12 protein-coding genes are annotated in these 17,607 nt (G+C 51.5%); 9 read left to right on the top strand and 3 right to left on the bottom strand.

The genetic code is table 11. The features are described 5' to 3' along the window. Positions 1-570 precede the first annotated feature (570 nt). Together BAQU_RS01285 and ilvC are read left to right on the top strand one after the other, a co-directional pair. A complete protein-coding gene (locus BAQU_RS01285; protein WP_094692338.1) occupies positions 571-1,866 on the top strand; it encodes an MFS transporter in 1,296 nt (431 codons plus the stop codon). A 314-nt stretch (positions 1,867-2,180) separates the two neighbouring features. Next, positions 2,181-3,239, top strand: a complete 1,059-nt coding sequence (ilvC, locus tag BAQU_RS01280; protein WP_338022666.1) for a ketol-acid reductoisomerase — start codon at positions 2,181-2,183, stop codon at positions 3,237-3,239. Between the two features lie 585 nt (positions 3,240-3,824). Here the strand turns inward: ilvC and BAQU_RS01275 are convergent. After that, a complete protein-coding gene (locus BAQU_RS01275; RefSeq protein WP_244568388.1) occupies positions 3,825-5,405 on the bottom strand; it encodes an amino acid permease in 1,581 nt (526 codons plus the stop codon). Positions 5,406-5,798: 393 nt separating this feature from the next. Between BAQU_RS01275 and BAQU_RS01270 the strand changes: the two genes are divergently transcribed. The 4 genes from BAQU_RS01270 (at position 5,799) to BAQU_RS01255 (ending at position 11,466) form a co-directional block, all read left to right on the top strand. Further along, positions 5,799-6,320 (top strand): MarR family winged helix-turn-helix transcriptional regulator, encoded by a 522-nt coding sequence (locus BAQU_RS01270; protein ID WP_094692254.1) that lies wholly within the window; start codon positions 5,799-5,801, stop codon positions 6,318-6,320. A gap of 236 nt (positions 6,321-6,556) precedes the next feature. After that, the gene (locus tag BAQU_RS01265) at positions 6,557-8,326 is read left to right on the top strand and encodes an ABC transporter ATP-binding protein (protein ID WP_094692253.1); all 1,770 of its coding nucleotides are present in this window, start codon (positions 6,557-6,559) and stop codon (positions 8,324-8,326) included. A gap of 50 nt (positions 8,327-8,376) precedes the next feature. Next, positions 8,377-10,227: an ABC transporter ATP-binding protein gene (locus BAQU_RS01260; RefSeq protein WP_415447171.1), complete on the top strand. Its 1,851-nt coding sequence runs from the start codon at positions 8,377-8,379 to the stop codon at positions 10,225-10,227. A 39-nt stretch (positions 10,228-10,266) separates the two neighbouring features. Next, positions 10,267-11,466, top strand: coding sequence for a HipA domain-containing protein (locus BAQU_RS01255; RefSeq protein WP_094692252.1), 1,200 nt, complete (start codon positions 10,267-10,269; stop codon positions 11,464-11,466). Positions 11,467-11,479: 13 nt separating this feature from the next. Here the strand turns inward: BAQU_RS01255 and BAQU_RS01250 are convergent, their stop codons facing one another. Further along, the gene (locus tag BAQU_RS01250) at positions 11,480-12,334 is read right to left on the bottom strand and encodes an SDR family oxidoreductase (protein ID WP_094692251.1); all 855 of its coding nucleotides are present in this window, start codon (positions 12,332-12,334) and stop codon (positions 11,480-11,482) included. A gap of 606 nt (positions 12,335-12,940) precedes the next feature. Between BAQU_RS01250 and BAQU_RS01245 the strand changes: the two genes are divergently transcribed. Next, positions 12,941-13,945: a hypothetical protein gene (locus BAQU_RS01245; RefSeq protein WP_094692250.1), complete on the top strand. Its 1,005-nt coding sequence runs from the start codon at positions 12,941-12,943 to the stop codon at positions 13,943-13,945. A gap of 46 nt (positions 13,946-13,991) precedes the next feature. Beyond that, a complete protein-coding gene (locus BAQU_RS01240; protein ID WP_094692249.1) occupies positions 13,992-14,504 on the top strand; it encodes a GNAT family N-acetyltransferase in 513 nt (170 codons plus the stop codon). 57 nt (positions 14,505-14,561) lie between these two features. On the opposite strand, the gene BAQU_RS01235 is transcribed toward BAQU_RS01240, so the two are convergent. Continuing rightward, the gene (locus BAQU_RS01235) at positions 14,562-15,644 is read right to left on the bottom strand and encodes an FAD:protein FMN transferase (RefSeq protein WP_094692248.1); all 1,083 of its coding nucleotides are present in this window, start codon (positions 15,642-15,644) and stop codon (positions 14,562-14,564) included. Positions 15,645-15,857: 213 nt separating this feature from the next. Here BAQU_RS01235 and BAQU_RS01230 point away from each other — a divergent pair, with 213 nt between their 5' ends. Next, positions 15,858-17,552: an FTR1 family iron permease gene (locus BAQU_RS01230; protein WP_094692247.1), complete on the top strand. Its 1,695-nt coding sequence runs from the start codon at positions 15,858-15,860 to the stop codon at positions 17,550-17,552. Positions 17,553-17,607: the final 55 nt, after the last annotated feature.

Below are 17,607 nucleotides of genomic sequence, written 5' to 3'. Positions count from 1 at the left end.
ACGTGACCGGCCAGCTGCAACCTATGTCCACTATGTGGACATAGGTTGCTTCTTTGTAGGAGGAGACCTAACTTCATAATCATTCAAGGCAAGAAATCAGTACACAAGAGGTCTTGATCATCACAGTGAAGGGGATCCACATAATGAGATGCACATCAGCATTCCGCGTTGTGGTTTCCTCTAACATTGTTCTGCTGCCGATTCGAATTATTAACCCGTCTTTCTTGACGGACTGAATCCAGCACAACACACTGTTCGGCCCCGTTGAGAAGCGGGGTAGAACACATCAGGCGGCGCATTCCAATTTCCTTTTGTTGTAGCACTAATTCATAATCTGGAATTCAAAGCAGCTCATGCTCCATCTCGCATCTCAATGAAGGTCGTGGTTTCGGCTGAAAGCCAGCCGGACCGAAAGAGTATTGAGGAGATGAAGTGATGACAGCAGTCAATCAGACTGTTCAGTCTGCGGGCAGTGCCGCAGCCGTTGGAGCCCCAAGCAAGTTGGGCGTTTCGGCAGCGAGTTCGGTCAATCTGCCAACAAGTCGTTCACTCGCAAACCGGTTCAAGACAATGAGCCGCGATTCGGTGAAAACGGTTATCGGGGCATCCATGGTCGGTACCGCCATTGAGTTCTACGATTTCTATGCATATGGAACTGCCTCGGCCAACTACTTTCCTAAGCTGTTCTTCCCGGAGACTAACGGAACCGTTGCACTTCTGGCATCGCTGCTCACTTTTGCCGTCGCCTTCGTAGCGCGGCCGGTTGGTTCATTGGTATTCGGCCACTTCGGTGACCGTCTCGGCCGCAAGGTAACGCTCGTGGTTTCGCTGCTCACGATGGGCTGCGCGACCGTGCTGATCGGCGTGCTGCCAACATATTCAACATGGGGCGTGTTCGCAGTTGTTGCGCTCTGCCTCTGCCGCTTCGTTCAGGGCATCGGTCTTGGCGGAGAATGGTCCGGTGCGGCGTTGGTCGCCACTGAAAACGCACCTGAGAATCGCCGTGCATTGTATGGATCCTTCCCTGAGCTTGGTGCCCCGATTGGTTTCTTCCTCTCCAACGGAACGTTCTTTATTCTTGGACTCTTCTGCACTCCAGACCAGATGATGAGCTGGGGCTGGCGCGTGCCCTTCCTGCTTTCGTCAGTCCTCGTGCTTGTTGGGCTTGCAGTGCGGGTGACGATGGAAGAAACCCCGGTATTTCGCCTTGCACTTGAACAGAAGACGGTGGTAAAGGCCCCGTTGCTTGAAGTGTTCAAGAAAAGTTGGAGACAGGTTCTTCAAGCAACCTTCCTCGTGGCTGTCACATACACGCTCTTCTATACCCTCGCAACCTGGTCGCTTGCATTCGGTACCAAAACCACCGCACAGGGTGGCGGTGGCCTCGGCTTCACGACTCAAGAATATCTGCTCATGCTCATGGTCTCCATCGTTGTTTTCGCGGTATTCATCGTGCTTTCGTGTGTTTATGCGGATCGAGTCGGTCGCAAGCGTGTTTTGGTCGGGAGCTACGTGGCGTTGCTTGTGTTCAGTCTGCTCTTTCCATATCTGCTTATGGCGCATCACAACACATTCCAGGTCATGACTTTCCTCTGCGTCGGATTTGCACTCATGGGCATAGCATTCGGACCTATCGGCGCATTCCTGCCAGAGCTTTTCGAAGCGAATGTCCGCTATTCGGGCGCTGGAATTGGATACAATCTCGCGGCCATAGTCGGAGCGGCATTCGTGCCAACAATCGCAACTTGGCTCTCCAGCCATTGGGGCGTGCGTTCGGTCGGCGTCTACCTCGCGGTGATGGCGGCGTGTTGCTTGGTATCAGTGCTTTCGTGCAGCGAAACCAAGTCTGTGGATTTCACAAAATAATTAAAATCTTGCTTTGATCACAGCGTCTAACGAAAGCTTGGCGCTCTGTTGAAAAGCACTCGAGAAAGCACTTGCGGACAGAGAAATCCCAAAAGGATCTGCTCGAAATGTGACTCGTGGAGCGGTTCGCTAGAAGAGTCGGGTACAATCAAGAACGGCTACCATAAGACTTTACTTCGGTAATGGCCACGCGGGACAAAATCTCGTAGCGTCACACCGACTAGCAGCGACATTCAGTACAAGACAACCAATGGCATGGCAGCAATTTCTAACCTGCCCTACATATAAGCATTTACATTACAAGGAGTACACATATAATGGCAGCACAAATCTGGTATGAAAAAGACGGCGATCTCTCGGTTCTCGCGGGCAAGAAGGTGGCCATCATCGGCTACGGTTCGCAAGGTCACGCACATGCGCTGAATCTTCGCGATTCCGGCGTGGATGTGGTTGTTGGTCTGCGTCCAACGTCAAAGTCCGTTGAATTTGCAAAGGAACAGGGTCTCGAAGTCAAGTCGGTACCGGAAGCGACCGCTGAGGCGGATATCGTGATGATTCTGGCACCAGACCAGTACCAGCGCACCATCTGGAAGAACGATATCGAGCCAAACATCAAGGAAGGCGCAGCAGTCGCCTTTGCACACGGCTTTAACATTCATTATGGCTACATCAAGCCTTCCGCAGATCACCCGGTCTTCATGGTCGCGCCAAAGGGCCCAGGCCACATCGTCCGTCGTGAGTATGCCGCAGGCCGTGGCGTCCCCGTGGTTGTCGCCGTCGAGCAGGATCCCCGCGGTGATGGCTGGGCAATCACCCTGGCCTATGCCAAGGCACTCGGCGCGCTGCGCGCAGGCGCCATCAAGACGACCTTCAAGGAAGAGACCGAGACCGATCTCTTCGGCGAGCAGGATGTGCTCATGGGTGGCATCAACCACCTCGTCGAGACCGGCTTCGAAGTGCTGACCGAGGCTGGCTACCAGCCAGAAATCTCCTACTTCGAGGTTTGCCACGAACTCAAGATGCTCGTTGACCTCATGAACGAAGGCGGCCTGAACAAGGCTCGCTGGAGCTGCTCCGACACCGCACAGTACGGCGATTACGTGTCCAAGGTCGTTGACGAGTCCACCAAGGATCGCATGCGCTTCCAGCTCGGCCGCATTCAGGATGGCTCCTTCGCCAAGGAATTCATCGACGATCAGGATGCAGGAGCTCCTAAGTTCAAGGAACTGCAGGAGAAGTACTCCCACGAGAAGATCGAGGAAGTCGGACCGAAGCTCCGCGCCATGTTCTCCTGGAACAAGGGCGAGGCGGCTGACGCTGATGAAGCACAGTCCTTCACCGGCAAGATCGCTCGCGCACAGGTTCAGGAGTAGTCTTCGGGCCTTCGGGTTATTTCGAAGTCTGATTGTTCTGACTCAGTGTTAGTCGTAAATCGAGGGGGATGGTGTCTGAGTTCGCGCCCAGGCACCAGCCCCCTTTTTTGCCGCGATTGCGTGACAGGCTAAGGATCAATGAGCGAAAATTCTCGATTTGGCCACCAAAGCTGGTTGACTGAACTCGGAGAGTCAAGTTCGATGAGGAGCGTATGGGCATAACTGCGATTTTTGCCCCATTTTTTCTAATCTAAATTATTTTGTTGCCTGATTCTGGGTTTTGCCGAGTATCGCTCTTTTTCGCCGTTGATATGAAGCCAATCTTCAACGGTGCGAAGGCGTGTTTCTCAAACCCCGGCCGCAATTTAACGCAGGCAGGCTTGCTTTCGGTCGTTGGAGACACAGAATATCTGAATGTTCCATAAAATGAGACGAAACGTCTCATGTTATGGAATAGGTGAACGCACTTCACTCAGACTGCGCTTTGTGCGTCACTTTCCCAATTGCTTGTGCTTCGTGAGTCGTTTTTCGGGCATATTCAAGCAAAAAGCGACTCGCGAAACACAACGCCTACACAGACTACTGTTAGATGCGCTTTGACCTGCTCTGCTGTTGGGCCCGGCTGCTGTTTCGCTTGCGAATCTGGTAAGCGACAAGCAGTACGGCTATCCAGATGGGGCCGACCAGCACGGCGATGCGATAGCTGGGCGAGAGCAGCATCAACACGATGAGCATGGCCAGCGAGACGAAGACGACATTGCGGCTCACGGTCGGCGCGGGAAGCGCGAAGTGCAGCCGTTGCAGCCCTGCGTTGCCGTGGACTCCGGCAAGTTCGTTCGGGCCTTTGCCCGCGACGATTGCCTTGCGGAAATGTGATTCGGTGATCATGATCATCGTCCAATTGATGACTCCTGCGATGGTGGCGACCGACATCAGATAGTTGAAGGCGAACTGCGGCCAGAGGAATACGACAACGACGGCGAGCGAGATGATCACAGCCGATGTGAGTACGCCTGCAACGGGGACGCCGTTGCGCGATACGCGGCGCAGATATCTCGGTGCATTGCCCTGGCGCGAAAGTGAATATAGCATACGCGAATTGGCGTAGAGGCCGGAATTATAGACACTCATGACGGCGGTCAGGCATACGAAATTCAGGATTCCTGCCGCGGCGTGAATGCCGACCGATTCAAAAATCTGTACGAACGGGCTGATAACCGTTCCTTGCGCGTTGGGCTTGCCGATCATATTCCACGGAACCACGGCCATGATCACGCCAAGCGCCCCGACATAAAAGATCAGGATGCGCCAGATGATGCTGTTGGTCGCCTTTGGGATGGTGGTGCGTGGTTTTTCGGTTTCTCCTGCGGTTATGCCCACAAGCTCTGTGCCGCCGAAGCTGAACATCACCACTGGCAATGCCATGAGCAGTCCGGTCCAGCCAGTGGTCGAGGAATGTTCGATGATGCCGTGAGGGAGGAAACCGCCGCCGATATTGAACCAATGAGCGAAGGACGCCGCAACGTCATTCGTGGATTTGAGCTGGAATGCAACGACTGCGAGACCTCCGAGAATCATCGCGACAACCGCAACGATCTTGATGATGGCGAACCAGAATTCAAACTCTCCGAACTTGCTCACGCCCAGCAGATTCGTCGCGGTGATGAGCACAAGGAAGAACGCTGCCGAAGCCCATGCGGGAATGTTTGGGAACCAGAAGTTCACGAATGAACCGACGACGGCGAGCTCGACCATTGATACGAGCACATAGTTGAACCAGTAGTTCCAGCCTGAAACGAATCCTGCGCGCTGCGACCAGTACTTGTTTGCGTAGTAGCTGAATGCTCCGGCCGCCGGTTCTTCGGTGCTCATTTCGCTCAATGCGCGAACCACGAGGAAGATGATGATCCCTCCGGCAATGTATGCGAGAAGAATAGAGGGCCCTGCAATGGATATAGCTTCACTGGATCCATAGAACAGCCCGGTTCCAATTGCTCCGCCGAGTGCAATGAGCTGAATCTGACGATTCTTCAATGTTCTGTGCAAAGTCGGCTGTTCCGCGCGTATGTGGTTGCCAGATGGGTCGGTTGAACTTCCACTGGTGGCCGAGGCGCTATCGGTCATTTCGGAACCGTCCTCATTGCTTTCCTTGGTATTTGCATGCATATGCATCGCTTGCGTATTCCCCCCGTGCAGTCTTGCCCAAATACTAGTACGATTTGCGCTCGTGTACGCCAGATTCTTCAAGTGGGTGGACGAAAAGTCGGTGAGATTTCGAGTTTTGTGGCAATTGCGAAGTAAACATGTGTAAATCGGGCTTAATCTGACCAGTATTGCAACGATATCGAGGTCCTGTAGTTTGAGATTGCCACAAAACTCGTAAATCTCGGTCGTGGACACCTCAAGAAGGCAAGCACGTTGCATGCATGTGTTCCATAGTGAACGCCCTAGTGGTGGATTCTGTGAAAATCGATTGTCTCACGCTGTGAGCAATATATCATCGTTAATAATAAACAGTGTTAGATAAATGGTATACAGTGTCTTTCGATTGGAGGTGCAATGAGCTTTGCAGATGAGGCATTCGAACAGATGAAACGAAATTTCCGGAGCGCACACTCCGGAATGATGAAGAAGGCGAACCGAGAGTCGCAGGGCGAGCCCTTGATCCTGAGCATTCTCATGCAAAAGGGAGAGCAGACTCCGTCTCGGCTAGCCGAGTTCTCGGGCAGCAGTTCGGCCCGGATCAGTGCGGTTCTCGGAACTCTGGAAAAGAAGGGAATGATTACACGCCGGATTGACTCTGATGATCGCCGCAACATTCTTGTCTCCATCACGAGTCAGGGAAAGGAACGGATAGAAAGCAACCATCGCGAGATGCGCGATACGCTCACATGGATTTTCGAGCAGATGGGGGAGCAGAAAACGCATGACTTCATGAAGTTGATGAATGAATTCGTCACCTACATGGCGCTCACTCATCCTGGCGAGCCCCGCCCAACGAAGGAATTGGTGCAGGAGTCGCTGAGAGAGGCACAGGACTCTTTTGAAAAGGAATTTTCTGCCTCGAAGGATGAAACCTAGGGCAGTACGCGGTATGAACTCGTGAAAAGCCCAGAGCGGTGCACTTCGTGCAGAAAGGAATGGCATGACGTTGCTCGCGACATCAGGCACCGCACTAGCTCATTGCCCGCTGCGCGCTCCTTGCCTGCAAAGTTCAGCAAACTTCAATCTTTCACAATCACATAGCAATACCTGACACATACTTGTAATTCAGAAACGAGGCCAGACTTGGCCTCTCTTAGTCCTTGGAGGACTTCGTGCTTCGTATATGTAAATATCTTTCAAAGCTTGAGATCGGGGAACTCATTCTTGGGGTTGCCCTCGTGATCTCGCAGGTCTGGTTCGACCTGAAACTGCCTGACTATATGTCAGACGTTACGCGAATCGTCGAGACGCCGAATTCAAAGGTTTCTCAAGTCTGGACGGCGGGCGGCAAGATGCTGCTCATTTCGCTGGGCTCCATTGCGTGCGCCATCGCGACAGGCTTCATCGCAGCCCGGGTTGCCGCAACGTTCACCCAGCGTCTGCGTTCGCTTGAGTTCAAGCACGTGGAATCATTCTCAACCCAGGAGTTGGGCAATTTCTCGACGGCAAGCCTGATAACTCGCTCGACCAACGACATCACGCAGATTCAGATGTTCATCACGATGGGATTGCTATTGATAGTGCGCGCGCCCGTCATGGCCGTGTGGGCAGTCCTGAAGATCGCTGGAAAAGGTTTCGAGTGGACCGTCGCAACAGGTGTCGCGGTCGCATTCCTGGTCGTTGCCATCATCATCCTGATGAGCATGGTCGGCCCGAAGTTCCGTAGCATGCAGCGGCTTACCGACAACATCAACCTCGTCGCACGCGAGAATCTGACAGGTCTCAGAGTCGTCCGTGCATACAATGCGGAGGATTATCAGGAAGAGAAGTTCGATCATGCCAATGACGATCTGACCTCGACCCAGCTCTTCACCAACCGTGCCATAGCCGTGCTGATGCCAATGATGAACACGGTGCTCAACGGCCTGATGCTTGCCGTCTACTGGATTGGCGCCTATCTTATCGAACAGGCGACGCTGGGCGACAAGCTCACCCTCTTCTCGAACATGGTCGTGTTCTCGAGCTACTCGGTGCAGGTAATCATGGGCTTCCTGCTGATGAGCATGGTGTTCGTGCTGCTGCCTCGTGCGAACGTCTCGGCAAACCGTATCCTTGAGGTTCTTGACACCCCTATCTCAATAAGCGATGGAAGCCGGGACGATGGGGAGCAGGGACTCAAAGGAACAGTGGAATTCCGCAACATGGGATTCAAGTACCCCGATGCCAAGCACAACGTCCTCGATGACATCAGCTTCACGGTGAGCAAGGGTCAGACCATAGCGTTCATCGGTGCGACAGGCTCGGGAAAGTCGACGCTCATCAACCTCGTGCCGAGATTCTATGACGCCTCATCCGGCCAGGTGCTTGTCGATGGTGTCAATGTGAAGGACTACAAGCTCAGCGCACTTCGCAATAAGATCGGCTACGTGCCTCAGGAATCATTCCTCTTCCGAGGAACCGTCGAGTCGAATATTGCCTATGGCGCGAAGGCGGATGCGATCTCGCCTGAAAAGAGGAAGGAAGGTGTCGAGACTGCGGCTTCAATCGCTCACGCGACGGAATTCGTTGAAAAGATGCCAGAAGGCTTCGACTCTCCAATCGCCCAGTCCGGATCGAACGTGTCAGGTGGTCAGAAGCAGCGACTCTCGATTGCGCGAGCGGTATGGAGCAAGCCGGAGATACTGATCTTCGATGATTCATTCTCGGCTCTCGACTTCAAGACGGATCGAGAGGTTCGCGACGCGCTCGCGCGTGAAACTGCCGGCAGTACGGTCATGATCGTCGCTCAGCGCATCGGAACCATAATGAATGCCGACACAATCGTCGTGCTTGACGAGGGGCGCATCGTTGGCGTGGGAACGCATAAGCAATTGCTGGACTCTTGCGAGATATACAGGCAGATAGCCGAAAGCCAGCTCAGTGCAAAGGAATTGGTGGACTGATGTCTTCAGCAGATACACAATCACAGAGTCAGCAAGCTCCCCGCAGGCGTATGGGAGGTCCAGGGCATGGCATGGGCGGGCCTGTTGAAAAACCTGAGAATTTCAGCGTTTCGATGGGCAAGCTCGTCAAGTTCACGCGCAAGTATATTCCGGCCACCTTGCTTGCCTTGGTTTTGGGCGCAATCGGCACGGTCTTCCAGGTCGTCGGCCCAGACAAGCTCAAGGACATTACGAACTACATTGCCAAGGGTTTGCCAGAAATCATCAATGGAAAGCCGGTGCTGCGTTCGATCGACATGACTTCCGTCGAACATGTCGCCTATCTGCTTGTGGGTCTTTACGTTGGATATGCCTTGCTCAGCTATATTCAAAGCTGGATCATGGCGACCATCACGCAGAATACCGCGCGCGAGCTTCGCGATGCAATTTCGAAGAAGATCAACAAGCTACCGTTGAAATACTTTGACAAGGTCAGCTATGGCGATGTGCTCAGCCGCATCACGAACGATGTGGATGCTATCGGCCAGACCCTGGGTCAGAGCCTTGGCGCGCTGATCACTTCCGTGACGTTGTTCGTCGGTTCGCTGGTCATGATGTTCGTCAACAATGTGATCATGACCCTTGCGGCCATCGGATCAAGCATTCTCGGACTCGTTCTGATGTTGGTGATCATGAAGGTCTCCCAGAAGTACTTCGTGCAGCAGCAGCTTGCACTGGGTCAGGTAAACGGACATGTGGAAGAGAAATACACCGGTCACATCATCGTCAAGGCATATAGTGGCGAGGCTGATTCCATCAAGGAGTTCGAGCGTTACAACCAGAGTCTGTACGAATCAGGCTGGAAGTCGCAGTTCCTTTCCGGACTGATGATGCCAGTCATGAACTTCATCGGCAATCTTGGATATGTCGTCGTCTGCGTCGTCGGTGCCGTGCTGGTCATCAACAATTCGATAACCTTCGGCGTGATCGTTGCCTTCATGATGTACATCCGCCTGTTCACCCAGCCGCTGAGCCAGTTCGCCCAGGCCTTCCAGAACCTTCAGCGCACGGCTGCCGCGTCTGAGCGTGTCTTCGGATTCCTCGAAGAGCCGGAGATGGCCGATGAATCGCAGAAGCAGGCGCTGCTTGGCCGGGATTCCACAGGCAATCCCGTGCCCGTGAAGGGTGATGTTGAATTTGACCATGTTCGCTTTGGCTATGATCCGCAAACTCCAGTCATTCATGACTTCAGCGCCTCTGTCAAGGCAGGCGAGAAGGTTGCAATCGTTGGGCCGACAGGTGCCGGAAAGACGACTATGGTGAATCTGCTCATGCGCTTCTATGATCTGACCGGAGGCACGATTCGCATCGATGGGGTTGCAACGAACGATGTTCCTCGCTGGAACGTGCACAGCCAGTTCTCCATGGTTTTGCAGGATACATGGGTATTCCGAGGCAGCATCTACGAGAACGTCGCCTATTCCAAGAAGGGTGTGACGCATGCGGATGTTGAGCGAGCATGCGCCGCAGTAGGGTTGGATCGTTTCATTCAGACTCTGCCGGACGGATACGATACCAAGCTTGATGACAAGACCTCGCTTTCGCAAGGTCAGCGCCAGTTGCTTACGATTGCCCGTGCCATGGTTCAGAATGCACCCATCCTGATCCTTGACGAGGCGACAAGCTCGGTCGACACCCGAACCGAGGAGGTCATTCAGAAGGCCATGGATTCGCTGACGGTTGGGCGCACCAGCTTCGTGATTGCACATAGGCTTTCGACAATCAAGAACGCCGACATGATCCTCGTCATGGATCACGGCGACATCATCGAGCGTGGCACACACGATGAGCTTCTTGCCAAGGGCGGTTTCTACGCCGATCTCTATAACAGCCAGTTCGCCCAGACAGAGCTCACTGCATAGAATTCGCCTACTATTGAAATATCCAGAGGGAGGTGAGTCATGATCGTAGAACAGCGTGAGCTCATGTGCCGCAACCATGCGGTACTGTCATTCGCGGTAGATGCCGATTCTGGAGATGCAATTGGTTCCGGGCATCTCCTTGATGAGTCTCGTCTACCTTTGGAATTCTACGATCATGGCAGACTGAGTCTGCATGCCCGGAAAATCAGCGATTGGTGGAGGGCAAGAGCGATTCCCGATACTCGAGACCACATTCACGGCGGACTTCAGTCAATCGGCGTGAAATCGACCACAGATGTGTTGAATCGCTCACTTGGACTCAGTCTTTCGGATCAATACTGGGTACGCCCTCAACACAGCGACACACAATGGGAAGAAGTGAACTTCTACAACAATGATTTCGATGAGGATCTTGGAAAGGCGTTATTCTCAGCGGTCTCATCGTCTGCACGCATCGCTTCAGACAAAGTTGATTTCAACTCGCCAGATGCCACAAGTGCAGGCGATTTGCCGAAACGCTGGTCAATTGATCCTTCAGATGGTTCTCGCGTTCTCATTAAAAGTAGCCGCTATAATCAGGAACCACTCAATGAGCGCATTGCTTCGGATCTGTGTGCAAGGCTCGGCATTTCACATGTTGAATATCAGCTTGCCGAAGTCGATAACCGTCTTGTTTGCATGTGCAAGGAGATGTTGACCGACGATGAGGAATTGATTTCGGCATGGCAGGCAGTCAGCGCTCGCAGTCAAGACAATCAGCTGAGTAAGAAAAATCAGTGGATAGTTTCGGCAACCGCTTTGGGGGCGGAAGTCGAAGCGGTGACCTTGCTTACCGACGGATTTATTCTTGTGGATTTTCTCATGCGCAACATCGATCGTCACTACGGGAACTTTGGACTGATACGTAATGTTGAAACATTGAGCGTGCGGCCGGCACCCCTGTATGACATGGGTGCATCGCTTTGGGTCGGTGAGCTCCATATAGACAATCGCGATTATGTAGCCAAGCCATTCTTTTCATTGGTGAGGAAACCCAACGCCCTGCGCCATCTTCGACTCTTGAGCAAGGCTTCTTGGGAACGGCTTGATCTCGGAGCTTTGAAAGATTGGCCACAATGCGTTGCGCATGAATTGTCCCGTTTCGACCTGATTGCACCGAAACGGGTTATGGCTATTCGCAAACTGCTCTCAGAAAGAATCGAGCTGGTAGCTTCCGAACGTGAGAAGGCTTTACGCTAAAAACCATTCAGGATCACTCGACCGGCGTTTCCTTCGCGATGCTGCCCGCCTTGGAGACCAATTCGTTGGTTTCACCCGCGCCATCCTTGGCCTTGCGCGTCCAGATGTCTGCGAGCTGGCTTTTCTGATCCTCAATGATCGACTTCGGCAGAACGTTCCTGTACATTGGGTCCTTTGCCTTGATGATCGTGATCGCTTCGTCAATCACGATCTGCGGATCATATTGTTCGTGAGGAAAATTGAGCTTCGAATAGTCGAAGACTGGCTTCGGCGTATCCTCGCCCCAGTTGCGGTACGTTTCAAACATTCGATCGTTGAATCCGGTCAGGAACGGACCGGGATTGATCGTCAGAACATCGACATCATAAGGTCGTGTTTCCTTGTACAACGCTTCTGCAAAGGCCTCGACCGCATGTTTCGAGGCTGAATATGCGCCGGAGAATGGATCGACGGTCAATCCTGCCACAGAGGACATGAATATGATCCGGCCGGATTTTCTCTCGATCATCTTGCGGGCGATTATCTGAGTCAGGGCTATCGGACCGATGACGTTGGTCTGAAGTTGGGCATCGATGGCCTTGGCTGGTATATCCAGTACAGAGCCACCCTCGCTGATGCCAGCATTGTTCAAGAGCACATCAACATCCCAATCCGCTGCCTTGCTGCGGCTGTCAGCAGAAGTTACATCAAGCTTGTCGAATTCGATGTTCTTCAATCCGAGCTTCTTGGCTTCCTGCTCGAGCGGAAATATCTGTGCGTAATCCTGAGTCGTTGCAATGACCTTGTAATTGCTGTCTTTTGCCAGTCCAAATGCGATGCCACGTCCGAATCCTGAGCCGGTGCCTGTTATCAAAACCTTTGTTGCCATGTTTCTTCCCTCTTCTATGTTCAGTTTTTGTCTGACTCTTTTGCCTACCACTGTAGAGATTGAGAACCGATATATCTAAGACCCACCGCCTATCCGCTTGGCGCGAACTTGGAAATGGGCAAGTGCAGCCGAGGACGAAGGAAGACAAACACAACTACTCTTAATTAGTATTGTCAAGAAAGGAAACAACATGAGAGTGCTCATGTCAATAAAACCGTGCTTCGCGAATGCGATACTTTCTGGTGAAAAACGCTATGAATATAGACGAAGGATCTTCTCTGATACGTCGGTCAATACAATGCTGATATATGCTACGCACCCAGTATCCAAAGTTATTGGTCAAGTTCATATAGATGCAATAATGCATGATGATCTTGAGACAATTTGGAGAAATACCCATGAGTTTGGCTGTATCGATCACGATTCCTTTATCCAATACTTTACGGACCTATCCGAGGCATACGCAATCAAATTAAGTGATCCAAGAAGATATGCAAGTGGCCTAAGACTCTGTCAATTGTCAAATCGAATTACACGCCCACCTCAGTCTTTTATGTATGTATAATTACTGAGAACTACTCAAATTCATTGGTCCCGGAGGCTTCAGTGGAGAGTTTTGCAGTATGGTGCAAGAAAGCGCGACCTGAGGGGAATGCCACTGATTCCAAACTCAAGCTCCTATTGAATTTCAATCTATGGACTAACCAGAAAAGTAGTAGTCGCAATGTTAATCTTGACGTGGGTTTTATGCTTTCGCAAGAGAAAAATGGGTCAGAAGAAGCTGTGCCCATAAGCAAAATCGCTGAATCAATCATATTTTTCTGCCCATTTCGGATTTTGGATGCCGATATTGAGGATTTACAGACTAAGCTTGATCAGAATGTACTTGGTGCAGTTTTTAATGATCGGTGTACGTTAACAAAACCTGATGGCCACAATTATTCAACTGCGACTTTGATCAATGAGCCATCGGAGTCCAACTTTATGCTGTATTCAATTAAAGGCATTCCTGAGACGAGGCTTCTCGAGTTAGAGGAACATTCGCAAGGAACGATGTTGAAGATTACAGTACCTGACTCGAACGAGGCGTCTTTACCAATCTATTATCGTTTCAGAATAACAGGTTCAGGAATTTCAAAATTAGTTTTGGATTCCTCTTCGAAGGATACTTTGCTTACCAACGCGTTTGCGAAGGAAGAAGTCATCGATTTCAGGCTCAACGACTACAGGACGTTGCCGCTGGATATTTCAGATAATATTTCAGAAAATTCGAAGACAAATGTTCATCTTGTGATAGAGCCAATCCATTTTCTTTTGATGACAGATGCAAGTGTGGATGTAGATTCTGCAGAGGAACTTAAAGAACGTCGTTTGTTGGAAAAAAACGTTTGGAAAAACTATGTTCCAGCGCAGGTCAAAAACGATGTTATCGCTTGGCACTGGAAAACTAGTGTGAAAAAACCGAGCGATGGTTATCGCAATTATATTAAATTGCGTTTACATGAGTTTAATGTCAGAACTATATTGATTTATCTTTCGATCCTCATCGTCTTGACAATTGGTTCAGATATAATTGAGCATTTCTTATTCAGCACATGGGGGTGGAGTTGATAGACTATTACTTAGTCAATCAAATTGGTAAAAGAAAGGAGTCGAGATGACTGGAAAGATTGTTTTGTGTACCGATTATAGCTCCGGATTCGGGGCCATTGATGCGTATAGATTATGTATATCTCATTTTTATCCCGACTTCGATGATTGGTTCTCAAAAAAAGTACTACCTGATATGGGCATTACAAGACAGATACTGTTCTTTATTGGCGATGACGGTTCAGTTCAAGGGGCGGAGGTACTCAAGGACTCTCCGGCCGAAAAAAAGATTTGTGCGATACGCGTTTTGCCCAAATACAGGGAGCAAGGCATAGGCACAATGCTTGTAGGGGCAGCTTTAGATGTGTTGGGCACGGCTTATCCACTTATAACTACACCTGAAGAGATCAACGACAGTTTTGAAGGTATTTTCAAATACTTTAATTTCAAGCTTGAAGGGGTTTACAACAATTATTATAGGGAAGGCATTCGTGAGTTTTCGTATAATGGTCTCTTAAGACCTTCTTATGAAACACCTTGGAAGAAGGAAACCGAGACAATGCAATTGATGGGAATTTAACGGCACTCTCAACTCTTTAGCTTATCGGTGCTTTTGAGCTACTCAGTTAATCCCCAGCTATTCGTGGGTGAAGAACGTGCCTGGGAAATGCTCTGATGTGCTGGCTCGGCGTTGGACGTTGAGGATCGCGCAGTCGAAGGTGACTTGGTCGGCAAGCCTCAATGCCAGATCGTTGGGGTTGGTGACGAAGAGTGCGGTTGAGATGCCGTCTGCCCAGGCGGTGGGATGGTTGCGAACGTTCTCTGGGTTGTCTTCTTTTGCAACCTGTACCCATGTGGCAGCGATACTTCGTGCCGGTTCTCCATCAATTGCGTTGAGCAGATGATGCATGAGCAGCAGATGGGAATCTTTCGCGATGGATTGCTCAATGGATTGGGCGGCGGAAGATCTGTGCGATTCATTGGCGGATTCCTTGGAAGTATTGGAATCTTTGATGGCATTCGTGTAGTTGGGGTCTTTCACGAACCAATGCCGCCTACTGGGAGCAGATGCACAGAAGGAAGCATCGCTGACTGAAGCCGTTCCCACGGCCCGCGTTGTATCGAGCGGATCTTCGAGAGCTATGGACTGTGGTTGCGATGTGTGTATGCGCAAGTCCCCACCGGCATCGATGACATAGGATGTCTGCGGCCCACATTGGTCTGCAATCTGGTCGGCAATCACATCAACGATGAAGCCCTTGCCGACTGCGCCAAAATCGAGCTGGACGGCGCGATGAGTGCGCAACATAGAACCATCGCGTTCAACGGCTTCTGCCCAGCATGGTCGACCATGAGCTGCGCCGTTATGTGCCAGCGCGTCGGGCTGCATCTGGAAACTCAAGCCGGGGCTATAACCCAATCGCACCAAATCTGCACCAACAAGCGGGTCTATGGCACCCGCGGTAGCGGAGTAGAGGGCATCATATATTTCGAATATGGAAGTCAGAGTTGCAGAGAAATCAAAAGTTCCTCCATGCTTGGCATGGGCCATGGCGCTCACTGTGGAGTCGTCTCGGAATCTGGACAATTCAATCTCAAATTTTTCAATCATCTCAGCAATGACATCGTGAAAATCCTGCGCTGGGAGCTGGTCAACAGCGATGATGATGCCGGTCCCTAGTGCTTTCGGGAAGGTCACTATATGAGATAACACGCTCATAGTGCATCATCGCCCTTCCAAGGTTGACCCAGAAACCCCACCATTGCACAAGAAATCAATCTTTACACTATAAATCCTAAAATAACAAGACTGTATATCTTAGCTTTTTCAGATTACATTATGGGATTGGTGATATTCATCACACCCTTCACGCGCCCATCGCAAGGCGATTGTACCGAGAACACTTGAAGAAACCTTTGGAGAGAGTCGAAAATGCAGCATGAACCTCTTGTTCAACGCAAAGGCTTACGAGCGGTTGTAGCACTTGGCATTGCGCTGCTATCGATTGCTGCCATGTTCGTACCCACCGCAGCACACGCGGCAGATACCATTCAATACGCAACTTGGAGTGACGTTTCCACCGCCATCTCAAAGCAGCTGAGCGAGGGACAACAAGGCTATGCATCCGGTGACACGGCAGGGGCGGCATCGGATTTTGGCAGTGCCTACAACACCTTGTATGTGGCTACAAACTTCGCAAGCGTTACCAGCGAAAAACTCGGTGATCAGACGCAGCAGCAGTTGCAGCAAGAGTTCCAAGATATCCAGCAGCTTTCATACATGACTGGCAATGGCGAGAAGATTCAGCAGCAGATTGCCACGCTCGACCAGCAGGTGAATGCAGCGGCTCAGAAACTCGATGCCGACACATCACTCGCCAAGCCGCCGGCATACGCAAAAGCATTGAATGCGCAAATCGAGGCCGACCGTAAAAAACTTGATGCTGCGAAAAAAAACAAGAACAACGGCAAGGGATCAAGAACTTGGGTTCAAGTTGCATCGCAGATGACGAAGATTCTTGACAAGGCTCAAAAGGCCAGTGATTCCGGTGATGGCCGCAAAGGATCTGACCTCGTCAACGAGGCGTATTACCAGTATTACGAGAAGCTTGGCTTCGAAAAGACCGTGATGAACGCCATCAGTGGCAATCGCGTCTCACAGGTTGAATACCAGTTCAAAGAGACGCGCATGGCGATGGTGAAGGGCGAATCGAAGACAACCATTGCCAATCTTGTTGCTGAGCTCAAGAAGATGCTTGTCAAGGATGCATCGATTCTGGACGGCGGTGCCGCAGGCACAGTAAGCCCGATGACTGCATTCTTTACGAGCGCCTTCGGTCAGGCTTTCGTCGTGTTGCTCCGTGAAGGTCTGGAAGCGATTCTCGTTGTCGCGGCAATCATCGCATACCTGCTTAAGGCTGGTCACAGGGACAAGATCAGATACATCTATTGGGGCATTCTGGCAGGCCTTGTTGGGAGCGGTTTGGTTGCACTGCTCTTCACCTTTGTGTTCAGCTCGGCTGGTGCACATCAGGAGATGCTTGAAGGTGTGACCGCGCTGATCGCCATGGTCATGCTGCTCTTCACGAGCAGTTGGATGCTTTCCAAATCGTCGGCTGAATCCTGGAATCGTTACATCAAGGAGAAGACGGTAGCGGCCGTGTCGACCGGCAATGTCATTTCGCTTGCACTGCTCTCATTCCTTGCTGTGTTCCGCGAGGGAGCCGAGACCGTGATGTTTTATCAGGCGATCTTCACGATGGCGCCCAGTGGAAGCCGCGAGATATGGGCTGGATTCGCGGCGGCGGCGATTCTGCTGGTATGCATATTCCTGCTGATCCGCTTCACTTCGGTGAAGATCCCGATTCGACCATTCTTCGTGATCACCAGCGCCCTGATGGCAATCATGGTGGTGATTTTCGCCGGAGGCGGCGTGCACGCACTTATCGAAGGCGACCTGATTCCTGCGACCTATTACCCATCCGTTCCAACGAACGATTGGCTTGGTCTGTATCCATACGCGCAGACCATTGCTGCACAGATCATCGCAATCATTGCAGTCATTGCCCTGCTGCTGATTTCGGTGATTCGCTCTCGAAGAGAACGCAATGTACAGACGGCCGAATAACGCAGTCTCTTGCAACACGAGCAGTCGCAGGACGAGGCATTGAATGGACGGACTG

It is taken from the genome of Bifidobacterium aquikefiri (assembly GCF_002259795.1).
Lineage (GTDB): Bacteria > Actinomycetota > Actinomycetes > Actinomycetales > Bifidobacteriaceae > Bombiscardovia > Bombiscardovia aquikefiri.
The sequence above is the reverse complement of the archived record's forward strand: the minus strand, read 5'-3'. Positions and strand labels throughout refer to the sequence as shown.